At 71.1% G+C, this 22154-nt stretch carries 18 protein-coding genes; 14 read left to right on the top strand and 4 right to left on the bottom strand.

What is annotated here, in order from left to right:
• Positions 1-162: 162 nt before the first annotated feature.
• Entirely contained in the window at positions 163-2622 is a 2460-nt protein-coding gene (locus LUX31_RS19785) for a bifunctional SulP family inorganic anion transporter/carbonic anhydrase (protein ID WP_235476114.1), read from the bottom strand.
• A gap of 306 nt (positions 2623-2928) precedes the next feature.
• Between LUX31_RS19785 and LUX31_RS19780 the strand changes: the two genes are divergently transcribed.
• Positions 2929-4215, top strand: a complete 1287-nt coding sequence (locus LUX31_RS19780; RefSeq protein WP_235476113.1) for a hypothetical protein — start codon at positions 2929-2931, stop codon at positions 4213-4215.
• A 114-nt stretch (positions 4216-4329) separates the two neighbouring features.
• Here the strand turns inward: LUX31_RS19780 and LUX31_RS19775 are convergent, their stop codons facing one another.
• Positions 4330-5313 carry an ATP-binding protein gene (locus LUX31_RS19775; protein WP_235476112.1) on the bottom strand — a complete coding sequence of 328 codons (984 nt, stop codon included), beginning with the start codon at positions 5311-5313 and terminating at the stop codon, positions 4330-4332.
• Positions 5314-5414: 101 nt separating this feature from the next.
• On the opposite strand from LUX31_RS19775, the gene LUX31_RS19770 reads away from it, so the two are divergent.
• Complete coding sequence (locus LUX31_RS19770) at positions 5415-6239, top strand: Fic family protein (protein ID WP_235476111.1); 825 nt, start codon at positions 5415-5417, stop codon at positions 6237-6239.
• A gap of 409 nt (positions 6240-6648) precedes the next feature.
• On the opposite strand, the gene LUX31_RS19765 is transcribed toward LUX31_RS19770, so the two are convergent.
• Complete coding sequence (locus LUX31_RS19765) at positions 6649-7482, bottom strand: HAD family hydrolase (RefSeq protein ID WP_235476110.1); 834 nt, start codon at positions 7480-7482, stop codon at positions 6649-6651.
• Positions 7483-8035: 553 nt separating this feature from the next.
• On the opposite strand from LUX31_RS19765, the gene ssd reads away from it, so the two are divergent.
• From ssd to LUX31_RS19730, 7 genes are all read left to right on the top strand, one after another.
• Positions 8036-9142 (top strand): septum site-determining protein Ssd, encoded by a 1107-nt coding sequence (gene ssd / locus LUX31_RS19760; protein WP_235476109.1) that lies wholly within the window; start codon positions 8036-8038, stop codon positions 9140-9142.
• A complete protein-coding gene (locus LUX31_RS19755) occupies positions 9139-10344 on the top strand; it encodes a TadA family conjugal transfer-associated ATPase (RefSeq protein WP_235476108.1) in 1206 nt (401 codons plus the stop codon). Before ssd ends, LUX31_RS19755 begins: the two co-directional genes overlap by 4 nt.
• A 20-nt stretch (positions 10345-10364) precedes the next feature.
• Positions 10365-11210, top strand: a complete 846-nt coding sequence (locus LUX31_RS19750) for a type II secretion system F family protein (protein WP_235479983.1) — start codon at positions 10365-10367, stop codon at positions 11208-11210.
• A gap of 70 nt (positions 11211-11280) precedes the next feature.
• Positions 11281-12081, top strand: a complete 801-nt coding sequence (locus LUX31_RS19745; RefSeq protein WP_235476107.1) for a type II secretion system F family protein — start codon at positions 11281-11283, stop codon at positions 12079-12081.
• A 102-nt stretch (positions 12082-12183) separates the two neighbouring features.
• Positions 12184-12402, top strand: coding sequence for a DUF4244 domain-containing protein (locus tag LUX31_RS19740; protein ID WP_235476106.1), 219 nt, complete (start codon positions 12184-12186; stop codon positions 12400-12402).
• Positions 12389-12781 (top strand): TadE family type IV pilus minor pilin, encoded by a 393-nt coding sequence (locus LUX31_RS19735; protein WP_235476105.1) that lies wholly within the window; start codon positions 12389-12391, stop codon positions 12779-12781. Before LUX31_RS19740 ends, LUX31_RS19735 begins: the two co-directional genes overlap by 14 nt.
• Positions 12778-13218 carry an Rv3654c family TadE-like protein gene (locus LUX31_RS19730; RefSeq protein WP_235476104.1) on the top strand — a complete coding sequence of 147 codons (441 nt, stop codon included), beginning with the start codon at positions 12778-12780 and terminating at the stop codon, positions 13216-13218. Before LUX31_RS19735 ends, LUX31_RS19730 begins: the two co-directional genes overlap by 4 nt.
• A 77-nt stretch (positions 13219-13295) precedes the next feature.
• Here the strand turns inward: LUX31_RS19730 and LUX31_RS19725 are convergent, their stop codons facing one another.
• Positions 13296-15770 (bottom strand): DEAD/DEAH box helicase, encoded by a 2475-nt coding sequence (locus tag LUX31_RS19725; protein ID WP_235476103.1) that lies wholly within the window; start codon positions 15768-15770, stop codon positions 13296-13298.
• Between the two features lie 80 nt (positions 15771-15850).
• Here LUX31_RS19725 and bldG point away from each other — a divergent pair, with 80 nt between their 5' ends.
• The 5 genes from bldG to LUX31_RS19700 all read left to right on the top strand — a co-directional run bounded on the left by bldG (position 15851) and on the right by LUX31_RS19700 (position 21907).
• Entirely contained in the window at positions 15851-16192 is a 342-nt protein-coding gene (bldG, locus tag LUX31_RS19720; RefSeq protein WP_005475923.1) for an anti-sigma factor antagonist BldG, read from the top strand.
• A gap of 126 nt (positions 16193-16318) precedes the next feature.
• On the top strand, positions 16319-16753 hold the full coding sequence (locus LUX31_RS19715; protein ID WP_235476102.1) for an ATP-binding protein: 435 nt from the start codon (positions 16319-16321) through the stop codon (positions 16751-16753).
• 331 nt (positions 16754-17084) lie between these two features.
• Complete coding sequence (locus LUX31_RS19710; RefSeq protein WP_235476101.1) at positions 17085-19487, top strand: sodium-translocating pyrophosphatase; 2403 nt, start codon at positions 17085-17087, stop codon at positions 19485-19487.
• Positions 19488-19682: 195 nt separating this feature from the next.
• On the top strand, positions 19683-20279 hold the full coding sequence (locus LUX31_RS19705) for a small secreted protein (protein WP_235476100.1): 597 nt from the start codon (positions 19683-19685) through the stop codon (positions 20277-20279).
• An 86-nt stretch (positions 20280-20365) separates the two neighbouring features.
• Entirely contained in the window at positions 20366-21907 is a 1542-nt protein-coding gene (locus tag LUX31_RS19700; protein WP_235476099.1) for a DUF7059 domain-containing protein, read from the top strand.
• The last annotated feature ends 247 nt before the right edge of the window (positions 21908-22154 follow it).

Here is a 22154-nt window from a genome sequence, read left to right as displayed (position 1 = left end):
CGAGGCGCCCGATGACAAGGGCCGACGGAAAATTGGTTTAGACCTTTGCGCCCTCAAGTTGTCGGACTATCAGGCCGTCAGGTCGATCCCGTCGGCTCGCCTCCTCGTGAAGGGGACAACCAAGGTCACGTGCGCGACGGTCGCCCGGTTCATCCGCCGGCGTCAGGCGGACAGTCCGGCCGCCCGCACATGATCGAACACCTCGTCCCCGCCCACCTCTCCACTGAGCAGATACGCCTGCGCCTCACCCACATGGAAGTACATCCCGTGCAGTTCGAGCGCACCCTCCCGCAGCGCCCGAGCCACCGACTCGTGCGCCCGCAGATGCTCCAACTGCTGGACCACATTGGTCAGGCAGAGCTGCTCGACCGCGTCGGCGGGCGCCCGCCCGGCGAGCCGCGCCCAGGGCCCGTCCGCCGAGGCCATCCGCTCCAGGCTCGGCGCCCCGTGCCGCAGCCACCGCCTCAGCGGCGTCCGCGCGCCGCCGGGCTCCATGCTCAGCAGCGCCTGCATGGCCCCGCACCCGGAGTGCCCGCACACTGTGATGGAACGCACCTCCAGCACGTCCACCGCGTACTCGATCGCCGCGGCCACCGAGTCGTCCCCGCTCTCCTCGCCGGGCAACGGCACGAGGTTGCCGACGTTCCGCACGACGAACAGGTCGCCGGGACCACTGGAGGTGATCATCGACGTCACGAGCCGCGAGTCGGCACACGTCAGGAACAGCTGCGAGGGCCGCTGCCCCTCACGCGCCAGCCGGGCCAGCTCACCGCGCACCAGCGGAGCGGTGTTCCGCTGGAACGCGCTGATACCGCGCGCCAGTTGGTGCCCGCTCGGCTCGACGGCACCGAGCGAATCGGCCGCGTCGACCGAGTCGGGCGAACTGGGGGAAACGATGGGACCGCCCGCCCCGCCGGACCCACTCACCGAGTCCCCTCGCCCCTGTCCGGGCTCCGGGACCTCGCACTGGTGGTTGCGCCAGGGCGTCCAGGGCCGGCAGCGGCAGTCGGAGGCGTTCGTGGGCTCGGCGATACGGGTGCCCGTGCGGCCGGTCACCTCGACGGTGCCGCCCTGCGCGGTGTGCGTGTTCTGCCAGTCCTGCAGCGATTCGTACGCCGCGTGGTCCATGAACGAGCCGTCCAACTCCACGACGGCGTCGGCCCCCCGGGGCACGAGGTGCAGGGTCCGGCTGAGCCGGGGCACCGCGAGGAACGTCAACTGTCCTCGTACGTGTACGTAATGGACTCCCTCTCTCTCGTCGCTTCTCACTTCGTAGGTGATCCGGGTGCGGGCGAGGCGGTGCAGGGCGACGGCGACGGCGACCGCGACGCCCAGCAGCACTCCTTCGAGGACGCCGAACAGGACGACGCCCAGGGTCGTCACCGCGTAGACCAGGACCTCGCGGTGGCGCGTCACCGTGCGGATGTGGTGCAGGGACACCATCTGGATGCCGACGGCCATCACCAGGGCGGCGAGTGAGGCGAGCGGGATCAGCTCCAGGATCGGAACCATCAGCAACGCGGCGACTACTACGAAAACGCCGTGCAGCATCGTGGAGTTCCGGCTCACGGCACCGGCTTGCACATTCGCCGAACTCCGCACGGCCACGCCCGCGACCGGCAGCCCGCCGAGCACCCCGGACACGACGTTGGCGGCGCCCTGGCCGAGCAGCTCACGGTTCAGGTCGGAGCGGCCGACACGGGTCGCACCCCCCGACCGCTCGGTCCGTCCGGCCAGCAGATCGGGTCGGGAGGCCACCAGCTTGTCCACGGCGACCGCGCCGAGCAGCGACTGCACACTGCACACCAGCGTGACGGTGAGCACGGCGGCGACAAGGCCGAGCACGGGTCCTTCGGGCAGCCCGGCCAGCGCGTGGCTGCGCCAGGACGGCAGGTCGACCTTGGGCAGGCTCAGCCCGGCGAGCGCGGCGGTGAGCGTGGCGCCGGTGACGGCGACGAGCGCGGCCGGCACCTTGCGCAGCACGCTCCCCGCCCGGCCGGGCAGCCGGGGCCAGAGCAGCAGCAGGGTCAGCGTCAACACGCTCATCGACACGGCGTCGGGGTCAAGACCGGCCAACTGGGCGGGCAGCGCGCGGAGGTTGTCGAGGACCGCGCTCTCCGGCGTACCCCCGAGGACGATGTGCAGCTGGGCGACGGCGATGGTCACGCCGATGCCGGCGAGCATGCCGTGGACGACGGCGGGGCTGACGGCGAGCGCCGTGCGGGCCACCCGCAGACAGCCGAGGCCGAGCTGGGCGAGCCCGGCGAGGACGGTGATGGCACAGGTCGTACGCCAGCCGTACCGCTGGATGAGTTCGGCGGTGACGACGGTGAGCCCGGCGGCGGGGCCGCTCACCTGGAGCGGGGAGCCGCCGAGCCGTCCGGCGACGATTCCGCCGACGGCGGCGGCGACCAGGCCGGCCTGGAGCGGGGCGCCGGTGGCGAGGGCGATGCCCAGGGACAGGGGCAGGGCGATCAGGAAGACCGCGATCGCGGCCGACACATCGGCGCCCGCGATACGGAAGCGGCGGGGCGGGGTTGGCGGCAGTGGTGGGCTGTGGGGCTGGTGCATGCGCTTCGTCCGAGTCGGGTCGGGGGCGCGAGTGGGGACGCAGGCAGACATGTTTCCCGTCTCCTCCGGGGCAGCGCGGTCGCGGAACAGGTGGTCCCCCGTCTGTGGCGGGGGGCGGGTCGCGGCCGTGTGGTCACGGCGTGCAGCGGCGGGATTTATCAACGCTCGGTAAATGGATCGTAATGCACAGTAAAGGCCGAGTATGGATTTTACGGGCAAATAGGGTAATGGATCACTCTGAAGGGTGAACTGGGCTTTTGATCGGCTTGTCGTACTAATTCCTTCTTTGGTCCCGTGCGACCTTGACGGCGCCGCGCCCGAAAGCGCCGGCCCGAACGAAGGAAGAGGTGGGCGGACATGGCCGTCACCAAGAGGATCGCCGCGAGCGTCGTGGCCGTCGCGGCCTGTGCCGCGTCACTCGGCGGCTGCGGGGCGGGAGGTACCGGCTCCGGTACGAAGGGAGGTGCGCCCGGGGCGAAGAAGGCGGCCCCGGCCCCGGCGCCCAGGAGCGCGGTCCGGCTGATCGGCGACGGCTCCACCGCGTACACCGGGGCCCAGCCCTACCAGCCCAGACCCGAGCGCCTCAAGCCCGGCCAGAAGCCGCCGCAGTTCGTCGTCCTCTCCTGGGACGGCGCGGGTGAGGACAGCCAGCGGCTCTTCTCCCACTTCCGCAAGGTGGCCAAGGCCAACAAGGCGACGATGACGTACTTCCTGAGCGGCGTGTATCTGCTCCCGGAGGACAAGCGCGACCTGTACCGGCCGCCCCAGCACTCACCGGGCCGCTCCGACATCGGCTTCAACGACGAGCAGGGCATCGCCGACACCGTGAAGCAGCTGCGGCTCGCCTGGCTGGAGGGCAGCGAGGTCGGCACCCACTTCAACGGACACTTCTGCGGCGCCGGGGGCGGTGTCGGTGAGTGGTCGGTGGAGGACTGGAAGGACGAGATCGCCCAGGCGAAACGTTTCGTGAAGTCCTGGAAGACCACCACCGGCATGAAGAAGGCGTCCCCACTGCCCTTCGACTACGAGCGGGAACTCGTCGGCGCCCGCACCCCCTGCCTGGAAGGGCAGAAGAACTTCATGAGCGCCGCCCGCGAACTGGGCTTCCGCTATGACACGAGCGGCGTCAACGACCAGGTCTGGCCCGAGAGGAAGAAGGGCCTGTGGGACCTGTCCATGCAGCTCGTCCCGATGCCCGGCCGCGGCTTCGAGACTCTGACCATGGACTACAACTTCTACATGAACCAGTCCGGGGCGCGGACGGGGGACAAGGCCCGGCACGAGTACTGGGGCGACCAGTTCCGGGACGGTCTCCTCAAGGGGTTCGAGCGTGCGCATGAGGGCAACCGGGCGCCGCTGATCATCGGCAACCACTTCGAGTCCTGGAACGGGGGGGTGTATATGCGCGCCGTGGAGGAGGTCATCGAGCGGGTGTGTACGAAGGCCGATGTTCGGTGTGTTTCCTTCCGGCAGCTTGCGGACTGGTTGGATGCGCAGGATCCGGAGGTGTTGGAGCGGTTGCGGACGCTTGGGGTTGGGGAGGCGCCAAAGGGTGGGTGGGCGGCCTTCTTGGCTGGCCGCCCGGCTTCGGCATCGGCCCCGGCGCCGAAGGGGGTGCCGGGGGCGCCTGCGGGTAAGAGGTAGCGGGTTGTTCGGGGTGGTTCGTCAGGTGCGGGGCGGTGGGGGCTGGTCGCGCAGTTCCCCGCGCCCCTGTCGGGGCGCTGCGCGCGCCCGACCCAGGACCCCTTCTCGCCGCCCTCAGACAGTGGTCGTCGTCATCTGCTCGCCCAGGACGAAACCGGGGTCGACCTGGGCCGCCAGGTCGACTCCCGTTCTTGCGTTGGCCCAGGAGTGGGCGTTTTTCAGGTGGAAGTGGACCATCTGGTGGGTGTAGCGCTCCCAGTCGCGGAGGTCGTAGGTGGCGTCGACGGCCGTTCGCAAGCGGCGTAGGGAGCGGCGGTTGGTGTCCTCCAGGAGTTCGAACCGGGTGGGGCGGCCCTTCTCCATGGCGCGCACCCAGTCCGAGTGGCCGACCGTTTCCAGTAGGTCGTCGCCGACCTCGGCGCGGAGGAAGTCGAGGTCGTCCTGGCCGTGCACCTTGTTGCCGACGACCTTCAGGACGACCCCGAAGTCCTGGGCGTACTCCTTGTACTGGCGATAGACGGAGACTCCCTTCCGGGTCGGTTCGGCGACGAGGAACGTGATGTCGAAGCGGGTGAACAGGCCGGACGCGAAGGAGTCCGAGCCCGCGGTCATGTCGACGACGACATACTCGCTCGGGCCGTCGACGAGATGGTTCAGGCACAGCTCCACCGCGCCCGTCTTGGAGTGGTAGCAGGCCACTCCGAGATCGGCTTCGGTGAACGGGCCGGTGACCATCAAACGGACGGCGCCGCCGTCGAGTTCCACCGGTCGCGCACAGGCGTCGTACACCGGATTGGTCTCCTGGACCCGCAGCAGCCGCGAACCCTCGCCGGGCGGGGTCGTCTTGATCATCGCGTCGGCGCAGGCGATACGCGGGTTCGTGCCGCGGAGGTACTCCTTGATCAGCTCCATCCGCTCGCCCATCGGGGGCATCGCGGCGGATTCGGTGTCGTGGAGGCCGAGTGCGGCGCCCAGGTGCTGGTTGATGTCGGCGTCGATGGCGAGGACCGGCGCCCCGGAGGCCGCGAGGTGGCGGACGAACAGCGAGGACAGCGTGGTCTTGCCGCTGCCGCCCTTCCCGACGAAAGCAATTTTCATGTTCACTAACGGTAGTGGGGCGACCGCCAAGGGTGTCCAGGGGGCGTGAGGAAGTCCACTCCTTCGTGGGTTGGCTCTCCGGAGTGCGTAGGGTCGTACTCATGAGTACGACAGGCGCGACCGCCGATCCGCTCGCAGCCCTGGGATCGCTGCCCGGGGTGGCCGACTCCGTGGAGACCGTGCGCAAGTCCGTGGACCGGGTCTACGGGCATCGCATCATGCGGCGGCGCAGCAACGAGATCACCGGCGAGGCGGCCCTGCGCGGCGCCCGCGGTTCCGCGGCCCTCTCCGGTGCCGACTGGGCCCTCGAAGAGGTGCGCAGGCGCACCGACTTCAGCGGTGACGACGAGGCCCGGGTCGTCGGCGCGGCCCTCCGGCTGACCGCGGAGGCCGGCCAACTCCTGTCCATCTGGCGCCAGTCGCCGCTGCGCGTGCTGGCCCGGCTGCATCTGGTCGCCGCCGCGGGCGCGGGCGACGAGGTGGGGCGCCCGCGCCAGGACGGCGAGCCGGTCGACGAGCCACTGGTCGAACTGCCGCTGCCGAGCGCGGCCGAGGTGTCCGGGCGGCTGGAGGGACTCGCGGAGCTGATCATCGCGGGCGGTTCCGCGCCCGCCCTGGTCACGGCGGCCGTCGTGCACGGTGAACTCCTCGCGCTGCGCCCCTTCGGCTCCCACAACGGCCTTGTCGCGCGCGCGGCCGAGCGGATCGTCCTGGTCGGCAGCGGCCTCGACCCGAAGTCGGTGTGCCCGGCGGAGGTCGGCCACGCCGAACCGGGCCGCGCGGCCTACCTGGCGGCGTTCGAGGGCTACGTCTCCGGCACCCCGGAAGGCATGGCGGTGTGGATCGCGCACTGTGGCCGGGCGGTTGAACTCGGGGCGCGTGAATCGACCGCCGTGTGCGAGGCGTTGCAGCGCGGGGCGGCGTAAAAGCGGATACGCGAGGGAAGGCAGCGAAAAGGCCCTCCGCGGAGGGCCTGCAAAGGGATGCGGCGGCACGAGGATTCGTACCGCCGCTGGCATGTCCACCCGGTTACCAAGCGTCCTCGAGATATTGCCCATCAGGTCGGGAACTTGGCCCGTCACCTGGTGCGGCTGGCCCGTAATCGACGGGTCGACGTCGCGTGGGTGCCCAGTGTCCATGCTCGGTCCGTGGGGCCAATTGCGTTATTAAGGTGATCCTTTCGGATGTCCTTGGTCTCGCGGGCCGTTAAGTCCTTTCTACTCCTGGACTGGAGTAAGCGGAAGCCCTGGCTGTACTTCTTTACTTTTGTGATCAAACGGGCAGGATTCGGGCGCCGGTGTGCCTGATGGCCCCGGACGGGGCCGGAGAGGCGGGTCAGGCGACCGTCGGGCGGCGCCTGCTCGCGTACCAGACGAGCCCCGCCGTGGCCGCCGCCGCACCTATCGCGGCAGCGGCGACCAGGGCCGGACGCGGCGGTACGGAGAGCGCGGGCAGGCGCTGCTTCAGCCGGACCGGGCGGTGGAAGTCCAGGATCGGCCAGCCGCGGGCGACCGCTTCCCGGCGCAGTGCGCGGTCCGGGTTCACGGCGTGCGGATGGCCGACGGACGCCAGCATGGGTATGTCGGTGACGCTGTCGCTGTACGCGTAGCAACGTGAGAGGTCATATCCCTCGGAGGCGGCCAGCTCCTTGATCGCCTCGGCCTTGGTGGGCCCGTACGCGTAGTACTCCACCTCGCCCGTGAAGCAGCCGTCGTCGCCGACGACCATGCGGGTGGCCACCACCCGGTCCGCGCCGAGCAGTTCGCCGATCGGCTCGACGACCTCCGCGCCCGACGTGGACACGATCACCACGTCACGGCCGGCGGTGTGGTGCTCCTCGATGAGGGAGGCCGCCTCGTCGTAGATGATCGGGTCGATCAGGTCGTGCAGCGTCTCGGCGACGATCTCCTTGACCTGCTGGACGTTCCAGCCTCGGCACAGCGCGGACAGGTACTCGCGCATGCGCTCCATCTGGTCATGATCGGCGCCGCCCGCCAGGAAGACGAACTGGGCATAGGCGGTACGCAAGACGGCCCTGCGGTTGATCAGACCGCCTTGATAGAACGACTTGCTGAACGTGAGCGTGCTCGACTTCGCAATGACCGTCTTGTCCAGGTCGAAGAAGGCGGCTGTGCGGGGCAAGGAGTGGTTTTCCACGAGCCCGAGCATAGGCGCCCACCATTCGGCGTAAGGTGTGGCGCGTGGGTTTGCCCTGGAGGGCTGTCGGGTACACCATGGAAGTCACGGATCGTTCGCGACCGTGCTAACCCGGTCCGGCTCCTCCCCCCCCGAGTCGAACCGTGGGGACGACCCCCGCTCTCCCCCCCGGCGGGGGTCGTCGCATGTCCGGGTGGGTTTTAGTTCTTCCTTCATCCTTCCTTCGCGGCCGTGGCGCCGTACGAGGCGGCTTCGGCCGCCTCTTTCGCATGCCCGCGATTCGTCACTGTGCGTAGCCGTTGTGCTGCTCTGGGGAAAGTCGTACAGCAGTCACCTGTTTGGGTGAGGGAGATATCCACAACCACTGTGTTGTCCACAGATATCGACCAAGATCCACACGATTTCCGGGTTCGCCTCATCGTGATTCCAGCGCGTCCCGCTCGCGGCGAGTTCATGGCCGGTTCGGTTTGTCGAACGCGCTTGGCCGGTTTCCGCCGGCCGTTCATATGGAGGCCGCTCGCCGGTTCTCCGCATGTCCGGGAACTAGCGAAGGGGGCCGGAAACCATGGCAGGAGCCATCACGCACGACAACGATCAGCCTGCGGCCGAGGGACGGCAGAGCGGACCGCTGATCGTCACCGAGGACGCCGGTCTGCTGGACGACCTGCTGCGCCTGTGCGCGGCGGCAGGCGCCACACCCGAAGTGCACCACGGGGTGCCCGAGCGGGGCGGTGGCTGGGAGGCCGCACCGCTCGTCCTGGTCGGCGACGACGCCGTACGGCGGGTGCGCGGGGCCGCACGCAGGCGAGGGGTGGTGCTGGTCGGGCGGGACCAGGACGACTCCGGGGTCTGGCGGCGGGCCGTCGAGATCGGCGCCGACCACGTCCTGATGCTGCCCGACGGCGAACAGTGGCTCGTCGACCGGATCGCCGACGTCGCCGAGGGCGTGGGCAGGCCCGCGCTCACCGTCGGCGTCATCGGCGGCCGGGGCGGGGCCGGAGCGTCCACGCTGGCCTGCGCGCTCGCCGTCACCTCCGCGCGCGAGGGACTGCGCACCCTCCTCGTGGACGCGGATCCACTGGGCGGCGGACTCGACGTACTCCTCGGCGGTGAGACGGCCGACGGACTGCGCTGGCCGGCCTTCGCCGCCTCGCGCGGCCGGGTCGGCGGCGGCGCCCTGGAGGAGTCGCTGCCGAAACTGCACTCCCTGAGGGTGCTGAGCTGGGACCGCGGAGACTGCGTGGCCGTCCCGCCCCAAGCCGTACGCGCGGTGCTTGCCGCGGCCAGACGGCGCGGCGGAGCGGTCGTCGTCGACCTTCCGAGGCGCATCGACGACGGCGTCGCCGAGGTCCTCGCCCAGCTGGACGTCGGCATCCTGGTGGTCCCCGGCGAACTGCGCGCCGTCGCGGCGGCCGGCCGGGTGGCGTCCGCCGTCCGCATGGTCCTGCGCGACCTGCGCGTGGCGGTACGGGGGCCGTACACACCCGGCCTGGGTGACCACGAGGTGGCCCGGCTGCTCGACCTGCCCCTGGTGGGCGAGGTCCCCGTCGAATCGGCCCTGGCACGCCCGCACGAGGGCAAGGCGCCTCCGGGAGCGGCCCCACGCGGGCCACTGGCCCGGTTCTGCACGGTGTTCTGGGAGCGGGCGCTGGCCGAGGCGGGTGGCGTATGAGCCGCGTGCGCTGGGACGAGGGGCCGGGGGCGCCCGCCGGGCTGCTGGACGGCGTACGGCAGTGGCTGGCCGAGAGCGGCGCCGAGGCGACACCCGCGCGCGTGGCGCAGGCCCTGCGGGAGCAGGGGAGGGTGCTCGGGGACGCCGAAGTGCTGGGCGCCGCCGAGCGGTTGAGGTCCGAACTGGTCGGCACCGGCCCACTGGAGCCGCTGCTCGCCGATCCGTCGGTCACCGACGTCCTGGTGGCGGCCCCGGACCGGGTGTGGGTGGACCGGGGCGGCGGACTGGAACTGGCCGCCGTGTCCTTCCCGGACGCGGGCGCCGTACGACGGCTCGCGCAGCGCCTGGCCGCGGTGGCCGGACGGCGGCTCGACGACGCCCGCCCTTGGGTCGACGCCAGGCTGCCCGACGGGACGCGGCTGCACGCGGTACTGCCTCCGGTCGCCGTCGGCTGCACCTGTTTGTCGCTGCGGGTGGTACGGCCGCGCGCGTTCACCCTGGACGAGCTGATGGCCGCGGGGACGGTACCGCCGGGCGGCGACCGGGTGCTGCGGGCGCTGCTCGACGCCCGGCTCTCGTTCCTGATCAGCGGCGGCACGGGAAGCGGCAAGACGACCCTCCTGAGCGCCCTGCTGGGGCTGGTCGGCCCGGGCGAGCGGATCGTGCTCGCGGAGGACTCGGCGGAGCTGCGGCCCGACCATCCGCACGTCGTACGCCTGGAGACCAGACCCGCCAACCAGGAGGGCGCGGGCCTGGTCACGCTCCAGGATCTGGTCCGGCAGGCGCTGCGGATGCGGCCGGACCGGGTGGCGGTCGGAGAGGTCCGGGGCGCCGAGGTCGTGCACTTGCTGGCCGCGCTCAACACGGGTCACAGCGGTTGCGGAACGGTCCACGCGAACGCGGCGGCGGACGTACCGGCGCGGCTGGAGGCGCTGGGTACGGCCGCCGGGCTCGACCGGGCCGCGCTGCACAGCCAGTTGGCGGCCGCGCTGTCGGTGGTCCTGCATCTCGCCCGCGACGGGGCCGGACGGCGCCGGATCGCCGAGGTGCATGTGCTGGAACGGGACCCGTCAGGGCTGGTGGTGACCGTGCCGGCGCTGCGGTGGGGCGAGGAGGCGTTCGCGTACGAGCGGGGGTGGGAGCGGCTGCGGGGGTTGCTTCGCGCCGGAGGCGACAAGGGGCAGGGGAGTGAGGGCGCGTGAACGGGACGGTCGAGTTGTCGATGGGGGCGGCCGTGGTGTGTGCCGGGGCGGTCTGCTGGCTGCTGGGCGGGCGGTATCCGGGGGCGCGGCGGGCGGAGTTGCTGCTCTCTGGGGGCGGGGCGGCGGGGACCGGTCCGCCTCCGTGGGAGCGGGCAGCCGGTGAACTGCGGCGGCTGCGCGGGTGGTTGCGGGCCGAGTGGTGGTCGGTGGCCGTTGGCCTTGTGGTGGCGCTGCTGGGCGCCTCCGTGGTGCCGGCCTTGGTGGGCGCGGCCGGAGTGCCGCTGCTGCGCCGGGTCAGGCTGGCCGGTGAGGTGCGTCGGGCGCGGGAGCGGCGGGGTGACGAGGTGATCGCGCTGTGCGGATCGCTCGCCGGTGAGGTGCGCGCCGGGCGGCAGCCGGGGGAGGCGCTGCTGCGTGCGGCGCGGGATTCCGGCGGGCTCGGCGAGGCGCAGGCGTCGGTGCTGGCGGCGGCCCGGTTCGGCGGGGACGTCCCCGGGGCCCTGGCCGCGGCGGCCCGACAATCGGGCGCGGAGGGGCTGTTGGGCCTCGCGGCGTGCTGGCGGGTGGCCGTGGACCAGGGCGCCGGACTGGCGGCGGGACTGGACCGCCTCGAAGGGGCCCTGCGCGCCGACCGGGACCAACGCGCTGACCTGCGTGCCCAGTTGGCGGGCGCCCGCTCGACGGCGGTGATGCTCGCGGGCCTGCCCGTGCTGGGCCTTTTCCTGGGCACGGCACTGGGCGCCGACCCCCTGCACGTGCTGCTCCACACCGGTGCCGGACTGGGCTGCCTGCTGGTCGGCGGGGTGCTGGAGGGCGTGGGTCTGTGGTGGGTGCAGCGGATCGTGCGGGGAGCGGAGGCGGCATGAGGGCCGGGGGAGTGCGTGACGGAGGCCGTCGCGGCACGGCCGTCGACCGGGGCCGGCGAAGGGAGTTGGCGTGAGCGCGGAAGTTTTCCACAGGCTGGGGGTGGTGCTGGGGGTCGCGCTGACCCTGGGGTGGCTGCTGCGGTGGATCGAGACGGTACGGCGTGAACGGCGTGTGCGCCGGCGGCTGGCCAGGCTGCTGGCACGGGAACTGGAGCGGGAACGGGGCCTGGCGGGGCGGCGGTTCGAGGCGCGGGACGCCGTACGGCGGTGGCTGCCCGTGGCGGGCGCGGTGAGCGCCGGGTGGGTGCTGGTCGGCGGCGGGGCCGGTGTCGCGGTGGGACTGGTCGCCGGGTTCGGGCTGTGGCGGTGGCGACTGCGACAAGCGGCCGGTGGCGCTGCGGCGGAGGAGGTCGACGCGGCCGAGGCGGCCCGGCAACTCCCGCTTGCCGCCGATCTGCTGGCGGCCTGTATCGCGGCCGGCGCCGGTCCGGTGATCGCGGCCCAGGCGGTGGGCGAGGCGCTGGCGGGACCGGTCGGGGAGCGGCTGGCGCGGGGCGCGGCGGAGGTACGGCTCGGCGGCGAACCGGCCGAAGCCTGGCGGAGGTTGGCGTCGATACCGGGCGCCGGACCCCTGGCGAGGCTGCTGGAGCGGGCCGACGAGTCGGGCGTTGCCGCGGCGGCTCCCGTCGCACGCATCGCCGCCGACACCCGCGCCGGCTGGGGACGCGCGGCGACGGAACGGGCCCGACGGGCGGCCGTCATGGTCACCGCGCCGGTGGGGCTGTGCTTCCTGCCCGCGTTCATCGCGGTCGGCGTCCTGCCCGTGGTGATCGGGCTGGCGGACGGGTTGCTGGGCGGGGGTGGTGGGTGACGGGAGGGGTGCGAGATCAGGAGCAGGTCATCAACAGCAGGTCACCTGTAGCAGGTCAACAACATCAGGTCATCAACGGAACTGACACTTACGGGAGTTGAGATGTTCGCAGTGGTACGGGAACGGGTGTGGGCGCTGGCGTTCAGGGCGCGTGCGGCGCTTGGGGCACGCAGGGACGCCGGAATGGTCACGTCAGAATATGCCGTAGGCATCATCGCATCGGTGGCGTTCGCGGCGGTGCTCTACAAGGTGGTGACGAGCGGGCAGGTCAGCTCGGAGTTGCAGGCCATCGTGAAGAAGGCCCTCGATGCCAAGATGTGAACGCCGGGCCCCGGAGCGGGATGTGGGGCGGTGGCGGGACCGGGGGTTCGTGACCGCCGAGGCGGCTGTGGTGCTGCCCGTGCTGGTGCTGTTCTCGATGGGCCTGGTCTGGGCGCTGTTCGTCGCCGCCGCGCAGATCCAGTGCGTGGACGCGGCCCGGGCCGGTGCCCGGGCCGCCGCCCGGCAGGACCCGCCCGACGCGGTCGCCGCCGTGGCCCGTGGTGCCGCCCCGAGCGGGGCGGAGGTCACCGTCAGCAGGGAGGGCGACCTCGTGCGCGTGGAGGTCGTGGCGCAGCCGCCGGGGATCGGTGGCCTGACCGTCGATGTGGCGCACGAGGCGGTCGCGTTGGCGGAGGAGACGGTGGGGGTGGGCGCATGAGGCGTCCGGGAGGCGGGCGGCTTGCCAGACTCTCCAGGGCTGTTTCCGGGCGTCCGGTCCACTCCGACCGTGGCTCCGCGACCCTCTGGAGCGTCGGTGCCATCGCCGTCCTCTGCGTGGTGTTCGGCGTTGTCCTCGCCATGGGGCAGGCCGCTGTGGCCCGGCATCGGGCCGCCGCCGGTGCGGACATGGCGGCGCTCGCGGCGGCGGACCACTGGACGGAGGGCGTCTCGGAGGCCTGTGCTCGGGCGGACCGGGTGGCTGCGGCACAGGGCACCCGGCTCGTTCGGTGCGCGATCGTGGGCGAGACGTCGGACCTGACGGTGATATCGGGGCAGGGGCTGTTCTCGGCGGAGGTCAGGTCGAGGGCGGGGCCACCAGGACCACCAGGGCCGCCAGGGCCGCTGGGGTCCACCGGGCCTCTGAGATCGGCCTGAGGCGGCGCCCGTACGGCCTCTGACGGCCTCTGACGGCCTCGTACGGGCAAGCCCTGGACCCATCTGCCGGGTAAGCCCTAGCCCGGCTCCTCCGGGGCCTTCTCGTCCGGTGCCCCCTGCAACAGCACCGTCAGCAGCCGCACCGCCCCCCGCTTGTGCAAGGGCTCGTTGCCGTTGCCGCACTTGGGGGACTGGACGCAGGACGGGCAACCGGCGTCGCACTCGCAGGAGGCGATGGCCTGGCGGGTGGCCGTCAGCCAGGAGCGGGCCGTGTGGAAGGCGCGCTCCGCGAAGCCCGCGCCCCCTGGATGGCCGTCGTACACGAAGACCGTGGGAAGGAGGGTGTCCGGGTGGAGCGGGACGGAGACGCCGCCGATGTCCCAGCGGTCGCAGGTCGCGAAGAGGGGCAGCATGCCGATCGACGCGTGTTCGGCGGCGTGCAGGGCGCCGCCGAGGATCTCCGGGTTGATGCGGGCGGCGTCGAGCTGGTCCTCGGTGACCGTCCACCACACGGCGCGGGTGCGCAGCGTACGCGGAGGGAGGTCGAGCTTTGTCTCGCCCATGACTTCACCGGTCATGACACGTCGGCGCAGGAAGGAGACGACCTGGTTGGTGACCTCGACGGAGCCGTAGCAGAGGCGGCCGTCGCCCCACGGGATCTCGGTGTCCGTCTCCAGGACGGCGATGGACGTCGTGTCGCGGGCGACCGTCGAATACGGCGGACTCGCCTCCTCGACCAGGGCGACCGAGTCCTTCAGGTCGAGGGAGCGGACGAGATAGGTGCGGCCCTGGTGGAGGTGGACCGCGCCCTCGTGCACGGCCGTGTGCGCGGCGCCCGCGTCCACTGTGCCCAGCAGCCGTCCCGTGCCCTCCTCGACGATCTGGACCGGGTTGCCGCCACCGCCCCGGATGTCGGTCAGGTCGGCGGCCCGTTCGCGGCGGGTCCAGTGCCAGGCCTTCGTGCGGCGGCGGAGCAGCTTCGCGGCCTCCAACTGCGGGAGCAGGGCCGCCGTTTCGGGGCCGAACAGCTCCAGGTCCTCCTCGGTCAGGGGGGATTCGGCCGCCGCCGCGCACAAGTGGGGTGCCAGCACGTACGGGTTGTCCGGGTCGAGGACCGTCGACTCGACCGGCTGGTCGAACAGGGCCTCCGGGTGGTGGACGAGGAACGTGTCCAGCGGGTCGTCGCGGGCGACCAGGATCGCCAGCGCGCCCTGTCCGGCACGTCCGGCGCGGCCCGCCTGCTGCCACAGCGAGGCGCGGGTGCCCGGGTAGCCGGCGATGACGACGGCGTCCAACCCCGAGACGTCGATGCCGAGTTCGAGGGCGGTGGTGGCGGCGAGGCCGAGCAGTTCGCCGGAGTGGAGCGCCTGTTCGAGGGCTCTGCGCTCCTCGGGGAGGTAGCCGCCGCGGTAGGCGGCCACGCGGCGGGCGAGGGACCGGTCGACCTCGGCGAGGCGTTCCTGGGCGATCACCGCGATCAGCTCGGCGCCGCGCCGGGAGCGTACGAAGGCCACCGAGCGCACGCCCTGGACGGTGAGGTCGGTCAGCAGGTCGGCGGTCTCGGCGGTGGCCGTACGGCGGACGGGCGCGCCCTTCTCGCCGTGCAGCTCGGTGAGCGGGGGCTCCCAGAGGGCGAACACCAGTTCACCGCGCGGTGACGCGTCGTCGGCGATCTCGACCACCGGGAGGCCCGTCAGGCGGCGGGCGGCGACGGACGGTTCGGCGGCCGTGGCGGAGGCGAGCAGGAAGACGGGGGAGGCGCCGTAGCGGGCGCACAGGCGGCGCAGCCGGCGCAGGACCTGGGCGACGTGGGAGCCGAAGACACCGCGGTAGGTGTGGCATTCGTCGATGACGACGTACTTCAGCGACTTCAGGAAGGAGGACCAGCGGGGGTGGGACGGGAGTATCCCCCGGTGCAGCATGTCCGGGTTGGTCAGGACGTAGTTCGCGTACTGGCGGACCCACTCGCGTTCCTCGAAGGGGGTGTCGCCGTCGTACACGGCCGGTCGCACCGCGTTTCCCAAAGGTTGTGAAAGTTCCTTCACGGAACGCCGCTGGTCGGCGGCGAGGGCCTTGGTCGGAGCGAGGTACAGGGCGGTCGCCCCGCGGCCGTTGGGGGCCTCGGAGCCGTCCAGGAGGCACGAGAGGACCGGTACGAGATACGCGAGCGACTTGCCCGAGGCGGTGCCTGTGGCGACGATCACGTTCTCGCCGTCCAGGGCGTGCTCGGCGGCCAGTGCCTGGTGGGCCCACGGGTGTTCGATACCGGCGGCCTGGACGGCCGCGACGACCTCGGCGCGAATCCGGTCGGGCCAGACGGCATGGCGGCCCGCACGTGGGGGCAAGTGCTCCGTATGAGTGATGCGCGAAGCCCGGCTCGGCCCCGAGGCGAGCCGGTCCAGGATCGTGCCCGGATCCGGCCGCGAGGCGGCGAAAGTCGAGGGTCGTTCGGATCGGTGAATATTGGCCATCGGCATCGAGTGTGTCACTGGCGTGACGGACAATGGGCCCAAGGCGTCGTGCACGCCCTGCGGTAAGTGATTGAATGCCATCGCGGCTGGCGAACCGTCCCGGGGGCTCTGCCGAGGTGTCCCTTGGGATGACCGCTCGATAGCAAGGTGCTGGAGGATCCGTGGACCTGTCCCTGTCGACCCGTACCGTCGGCGATCGTACGGTCGTCGAGGTCGGTGGCGAAATCGACGTTTATACCGCGCCCAAGCTGCGTGAGCAGCTGGTCGAGCTGGTCAACGACGGGAGTTTCCACCTCGTCGTCGACATGGAGGGTGTCGACTTCCTCGACTCCACCGGGCTCGGCGTGCTGGTCGGTGGCCTGAAGCGTGTGCGTGCCCATGAAGGCTCGCTGCGCCTGGTCTGCAACCAGGAGCGCATTCTGAAGATCTTCCGCATCACCGGTCTCACCAAGGTGTTCCCGATCCACACCTCGGTCGACGAAGCGGTGGCGGCCACCGACTGACGGCCGTTTGCCGGACGCGTGTGCGGCCACCCGTACGCACGTCCGTGACGGAAGAAGTTAACGAGGGGGGTCCGGGTCTCGGCGACCTGGCCCCCTGACCGCACGCCCGTATTCCGAGGGGGATGCATGGCCACCGTTGAACTCCGCTTCAGCGCGCTGCCCGAGCACGTCAGGACCGCCCGACTGGTGGCGGCAGCGGTGGCGCGCAGGGCCGGAGTGGACGAGGCCGTACTCGACGAGGTGCGACTCGCCGTCGGCGAGGCCTGTTCGCGTGCCGTCGGACTGCACCAGAGCAGTGGCATCCCCGACCCGGTGCGGGTGACGCTGATCGAGGAGGAGAAGCAGTTCTCCATCGAGGTCGGCGACGAAGCGCCCCGATCGGCTCCCGGCGACAACGCTCCGGGTGCCGGCGGCGACGCGGACGTCGATGCCGAGGAGGACGAGATGGGCCTCGCGGTCATCAGCGGCCTCGTCGACGACGTCGAGGTCACCGCGGGGGAGAACGGCGGATCTATCCGCATGAGCTGGCCAACCACGCCGCCGGTCACGCTCCTCCCCTGATATTCGACGCCGACCTCAACCCCGTACAGCCTCAAGGGCCCTGCTGAGCAGGGCCCTTGGCGTTTTTGTGGGCCGGTTCCGGAATTAGTGAAGCCATTCACGATCCCTTCGTGAAGCTATTCACGATCAGTCGCGCGATAATTCGATCACGAATTCGATCACGCGTGAATGCGTCTGCGGCATTACGCCATGTGGGTCAATGGATCTTCTGTCGATCATTTGCTGAATAGCATGGGGCGATCTATTCCGTTTCCGCGTACTGTTTTGATCAGCTTCCGGTACCTACAATCCGTCCACATCTTGAGCTCAGCCCAAGCGTCAAGGAGGACGAATGGCGGGGCTTTCTACCCCTCATCGGTTCGATCAACCCACAACCTTCGCAGCCGCAGTACTGACCGACGACAACCGTCTGCTCGTGATGGTCATCGGGGTCGTAGCCCTGGCGGCGCTCGTGGTCGCCGGGGTGCTGGTGCGCCAGGTGCTCGCGGCGGGCGAGGGCACCGACAGCATGAAGGAGATCGCGAAGGCGATCCAGGAAGGCGCGAACGCCTATCTGGCACGGCAGTTGCGCACGCTCGGCGTATTCGCCGTGATCGTCTTCTTCCTGCTGATGCTGCTGCCCGCCGACGACTGGAATCAGCGCGCCGGACGGTCGCTGTTCTTCTTGATCGGCGCCGCGTTCTCCGCGGCCACCGGCTATATCGGCATGTGGCTCGCCGTGCGCAGCAATGTGCGCGTGGCGGCCGCGGCGCGGGAAGCGACTCCGGCGGAAGGCGAGCCGGAAAAGGATCTCACCGAGGTCTCCCACAAAGCGATGAAGATCGCTTTCCGTACGGGCGGTGTCGTCGGCATGTTCACGGTGGGCCTCGGCCTGCTGGGCGCCTCCTGCGTGGTGCTGGTGTACGCGGCCGACGCGCCGAAGGTGCTCGAAGGCTTCGGCCTCGGCGCCGCCCTCATCGCCATGTTCATGAGGGTCGGCGGCGGCATCTTCACCAAGGCCGCCGACGTCGGCGCCGACCTGGTCGGCAAGGTCGAGCAGGGCATCCCGGAGGACGACCCGCGCAACGCCGCGACCATCGCCGACAACGTGGGCGACAACGTCGGCGACTGCGCGGGCATGGCGGCCGACCTGTTCGAGTCGTACGCCGTGACGCTCGTCGCCGCGCTGATCCTCGGCAAGGCCGCCTTCGGCGACGCCGGGCTCGCCTTCCCGCTCCTGGTGCCCGCGATCGGCGTCCTCACGGCGATGGTCGGCATCTTCGCGGTGGCGCCGAAGCGGTCCGACCGCAGCGGCATGACCGCGATCAACCGCGGCTTCTTCATCTCCGCGGTGATCTCGCTCGCGCTCGTCGCGATCGCCGTCTACGTCTACCTGCCGTCGACGTACGCCGAACTCGACGGGATCACCGACGCCGCCATCGCCGCCAAGGACGGCGATCCGCGGATCCTCGCGCTCCTCGCGGTGGCCATCGGCATCGTGCTGGCGGCCCTGATCCAGCAACTGACCGGCTACTTCACCGAGACGACCCGCCGTCCCGTACGGGACATCGGCAAGAGCTCCCTCACCGGCGCGGCCACCGTTGTCCTCGCCGGTATCTCCATCGGGCTCGAATCGGCCGTCTACACCGCCCTGTTGATCGGCCTCGGCGTGTACGGGGCGTTCCTGCTCGGCGGTACGTCCATCATGCTGGCGCTGTTCGCGGTGGCACTGGCCGGCACCGGCCTGCTCACCACGGTCGGTGTGATCGTGGCCATGGACACCTTCGGGCCGGTCTCCGACAACGCGCAGGGCATCGCCGAGATGTCCGGCGACGTTCAGGGCGCGGGCGCGCAGGTCCTCACCGACCTGGACGCCGTCGGCAACACCACCAAGGCCATCACCAAGGGCATCGCCATCGCCACGGCCGTCCTGGCCGCGTCGGCGCTCTTCGGGTCGTACCGCGACGCGATCACGACCGCGGCGCGGGAGGTCGGCGAGAAGGTCGGCGAGGGCGGGCCGATGAACCTCGTGATGGACATCTCGCAGCCCAACAACCTGGTCGGTCTGATCGCCGGCGCGGCGGTCGTCTTCCTGTTCTCCGGGCTGGCGATCAACGCGGTCTCGCGGTCGGCGGGTTCGGTCGTCTACGAGGTGCGGCGGCAGTTCCGCGAACACCCCGGGATCATGAACTACACCGAGAAACCGGAGTACGGACGCGTCGTCGACATCTGTACGAAGGACGCGCTCCGGGAACTCGCCACGCCCGGGCTGCTGGCCGTCCTGGCGCCCATCGCGATCGGGTTCACGCTCGGAGTCGGCGCGCTCGGCGCGTTTCTCGCGGGCGCGATCGGCGCCGGCACGCTGATGGCGGTGTTCCTCGCCAACTCCGGTGGCGCGTGGGACAACGCGAAGAAACTCGTGGAGGACGGTCATCACGGCGGCAAGGGCAGCGAGGCCCATGCGGCGACCGTCATCGGCGACACGGTCGGCGACCCGTTCAAGGACACCGCGGGTCCGGCCATCAACCCGCTGCTGAAGGTGATGAACCTGGTCGCGCTGCTCATCGCGCCCGCGATCGTCAAGTTCAGCTACGGCGACGACCAGAACCTCGCCCTGCGCATCGTCATCGCGGTCCTGTCGATCGCGGTGATCGTGGGCGCGGTGTACGTGTCGAAGCGGCGCGGGGTCGCCGGGGACGACGAGGAGGAGGCGCAGCGGGTGGCCAAGTCGGCTGATCCCGCGGTGGTTTCGTAGCGCAGCCGGTCAGGAATCGGCCAACAAGCGGGCGGACGGCGCGTTTTGACGCGTCGTCCGCCCGCTTGGCATGGGTTGCCGACGATTTCCGTGAGCCTTATCTCTCTTGGTGCAAATGGTGGCAATAACACATCAAGCGGATGTCCGTCACGCTGATGTCGCCCAGTTGGCGTGTATGTTCCGGGGCCGAGAGCCATGGAAGGGACCAATCCGGTGAACAAGAAGCTCGCGGTCGCACTGTCCGGCGGTGCGGTACTGGTACTGGCGCTGTCGGGATGCAGCAGCGACGACGGCAACGAGAAGCTGGATGCCTGGGCCAAGCAGGTGTGCGACGCGGTGAAACCGCAGGCGCAGAAGATCGAGGCCGCCAACGCCGCGATCCAGAAGGAGACCTCGGACAACAGCACCCCCGAGGCCGTCCAGAAGACCGACGCACAGGCCTTCCAGGACATGGCCGACGCCTACAAGGCGATCGGTACGGCCGTGAACACGGCGGGCGCGCCCAACGTCGACGACGGCGAGACGAAGAAGACGAACGCCGTCAAGGAGCTCAACGACATCTCGGCCTCCTACGCGGGCCTCAAGAAGCAGGTCGACGAACTCGACATCAAGGACCAGGCGAAGTTCGCCGACGGCCTCAAGGGCGTCGCCACCCAGCTGGACAAGCTCAGCCAGAGCGGCAACGACGCTCTGAAGGCCCTGGAGGAGGGCGACGTCGGCAAGGCGATGGCCAAGCAGGAGAGCTGCAAGTCGACGACCGCGTCCCCGTCGGCCTCCTCGGCCGCCAGCTGACCTCTGCGGGAGTTTTCCACAGGCGTACGAGGTGTCCGCGCGCGTCTGTCCACAGGCGTGCGCGGCGGAGCGGCGGGGCGGACACAATGGGAGGCGTGAGTAACGCCAGCCTGCACGCCCTGCCCTCCGCCGACCACCCCGACGTCACCCAGCGCCTCCGGGACGCCCTTCTGGCCGCCGACTTCACCGCCGACGGGCTGCTCGACCTGCTCGGCGCGCCCGCGTACGCCGCCCTGGCGCGCAGCGAGACCGTGCCCGCGCTTCGGGCCACCCGTGGCGACACGCCGCTGGAACTGCTCGTACGGCTCTTCCTGTTGCAGCAACCCGTGCCCCACGCGCGCGTGGCGGGCGTGCTGCCCGTGGACGACTGTGTGGCGAGCGGGTGGCTCGTCCCCGGGGACTCCGGGGGCGGTGGCGAGGTGGCCGCCGCCGTCGATGTACGGCCGTACAGCGGGCCGGACGGCGAGGACTGGTTCATCGTGTCCGACCTGGGGTGCGCGGTCGGCGGGGCCGGTGGCATCGGCAGCCGGGACGAGGGTGTCGTACTCGGCGTGGGCGGTGCCTCAACGACCCTCGCCGGCATCACCGTCCGTACGCCGGTCGCCGCCGCGCTCGACCTCGGCACCGGCTCCGGGATCCAGGCGCTGCACGCCGCCCAGCACGCCACGCGCGTGACGGCGACCGACCTCAACCCCCGCGCCCTGCACATCACCGCGCTGACGCTCGCCCTGTCCGGCGCCCCGGCGGCCGATCTGCGCGAGGGCTCGCTCTTCGAGCCGGTCCGGGAGGACGAGACGTACGACCTGATCGTCTCCAACCCGCCGTTCGTGATCTCGCCGGGTGCGCGGCTCACCTACCGGGACGGCGGGATGGGCGGGGACGATCTGTGCCGCACGCTCGTTCAGGAGGCGGGGGAGCGGCTGCGCGAGGGCGGGTTCGCACAGTTCCTCGCCAACTGGCAGCACGTGGAAGGGGAGGACTGGCAGGACAGACTGCGCTCCTGGGTGCCGCGCGGGTGCGATGCCTGGATCGTGCAGCGCGAGGTGCAGGACGTCACGCAGTACGCCGAGCTGTGGCTGCGCGACGCCGGGGACCACCGCTCGGACCCGGCGGAGTACCGGGCGCGGTACGACGCGTGGCTGGACGAGTTCGAGGCGCGCAAGGTGAAGTCGGTCGGGTTCGGCTGGATCACGCTGCGGAAGACGGGGGCCGCCGAGCCCTCGATCACCGTGGAGGAGTGGCCGCACCCCGTCGAACAGCCGCTCGGGGACACGGTCCGGGCGCACTTCGAGCGCGTGGACTACCTGCGCGCGCACGACGACGCCGCGCTGCTCGCCGCGCACTTCAGACTGGGGAGCGAGGTCGTGCAGGAGCAGGTCGGGCTGCCCGGCGCCGAGGACCCGGAGCACGTGGTGCTGCGCCAGCACCGCGGGATGTGCCGGGCCACCAAGGTGGACACGGTCGGCGCGGGCTTCGCGGGCGTGTGCGACGGCACGCTGAGCGCGGGACGGATTCTGGACGCCATCGCCCAGCTGGTCGGCGAGGACCCGGTGTCGCTGCGGGACCGGACGCCCGCGCAGATCCGGCTGCTGGTGGAGCTGGGGTTCCTGGAACCGGCGGGCGGATGAGCACGGCCGGTCCCGCCGTGGTGGGGCTGTCGGCTACGGCATGACGACCATAGTGGAGGGGGGTGCCGCGGCCGGGTTCGGTACGGCAGGTCGTGTACTCGTCCGCCGTACGGAGGTGGGAGGTACAGGGGCGGCGCGTGAGGCGCGGGGCAGCGCGCGGGTGGTGCTGGGGGGCCGGTTGCGGCGCCTGTGCCGTCGTAGCCCTCGCTCGTGACCGTCGTGCCGAGCGTGCGGGTGGCCGGGGCCG

The organism is Streptomyces sp. GQFP (genome assembly GCF_021545335.1).
GTDB lineage: Bacteria > Actinomycetota > Actinomycetes > Streptomycetales > Streptomycetaceae > Streptomyces.
This window is presented reverse-complemented; position numbering and strand designations above follow the sequence as displayed.

What these genes read in the sequence shown, in the direction of transcription:
- LUX31_RS19700 (WP_235476099.1), top strand. Translation starts at nt 20,366, where the DNA reads ATGGGAGGCGTGAGTAACGCCAGCCTGCACGCCCTGCCCTCCGCCGAC.
- LUX31_RS19715 (WP_235476102.1), top strand. Translation starts at nt 16,319, where the DNA reads ATGGCCACCGTTGAACTCCGCTTCAGCGCGCTGCCCGAGCACGTCAGG.
- LUX31_RS19730 (WP_235476104.1), top strand. Translation starts at nt 12,778, where the DNA reads ATGAGGCGTCCGGGAGGCGGGCGGCTTGCCAGACTCTCCAGGGCTGTT.
- LUX31_RS19755 (WP_235476108.1), top strand. Translation starts at nt 9,139, where the DNA reads ATGAGCCGCGTGCGCTGGGACGAGGGGCCGGGGGCGCCCGCCGGGCTG.
- LUX31_RS19740 (WP_235476106.1), top strand. Translation starts at nt 12,184, where the DNA reads ATGTTCGCAGTGGTACGGGAACGGGTGTGGGCGCTGGCGTTCAGGGCG.
- LUX31_RS19710 (WP_235476101.1), top strand. Translation starts at nt 17,085, where the DNA reads ATGGCGGGGCTTTCTACCCCTCATCGGTTCGATCAACCCACAACCTTC.
- LUX31_RS19785 (WP_235476114.1), bottom strand. Translation starts at nt 2,622, where the DNA reads ATGTCTGCCTGCGTCCCCACTCGCGCCCCCGACCCGACTCGGACGAAG.
- LUX31_RS19750 (WP_235479983.1), top strand. Translation starts at nt 10,365, where the DNA reads ATGGGGGCGGCCGTGGTGTGTGCCGGGGCGGTCTGCTGGCTGCTGGGC.
- LUX31_RS19780 (WP_235476113.1), top strand. Translation starts at nt 2,929, where the DNA reads ATGGCCGTCACCAAGAGGATCGCCGCGAGCGTCGTGGCCGTCGCGGCC.
- LUX31_RS19765 (WP_235476110.1), bottom strand. Translation starts at nt 7,482, where the DNA reads ATGCTCGGGCTCGTGGAAAACCACTCCTTGCCCCGCACAGCCGCCTTC.
- LUX31_RS19725 (WP_235476103.1), bottom strand. Translation starts at nt 15,770, where the DNA reads ATGGCATTCAATCACTTACCGCAGGGCGTGCACGACGCCTTGGGCCCA.
- LUX31_RS19775 (WP_235476112.1), bottom strand. Translation starts at nt 5,313, where the DNA reads ATGAAAATTGCTTTCGTCGGGAAGGGCGGCAGCGGCAAGACCACGCTG.
- LUX31_RS19705 (WP_235476100.1), top strand. Translation starts at nt 19,683, where the DNA reads ATGGAAGGGACCAATCCGGTGAACAAGAAGCTCGCGGTCGCACTGTCC.
- ssd (WP_235476109.1), top strand. Translation starts at nt 8,036, where the DNA reads ATGGCAGGAGCCATCACGCACGACAACGATCAGCCTGCGGCCGAGGGA.
- LUX31_RS19770 (WP_235476111.1), top strand. Translation starts at nt 5,415, where the DNA reads ATGAGTACGACAGGCGCGACCGCCGATCCGCTCGCAGCCCTGGGATCG.
- LUX31_RS19735 (WP_235476105.1), top strand. Translation starts at nt 12,389, where the DNA reads ATGCCAAGATGTGAACGCCGGGCCCCGGAGCGGGATGTGGGGCGGTGG.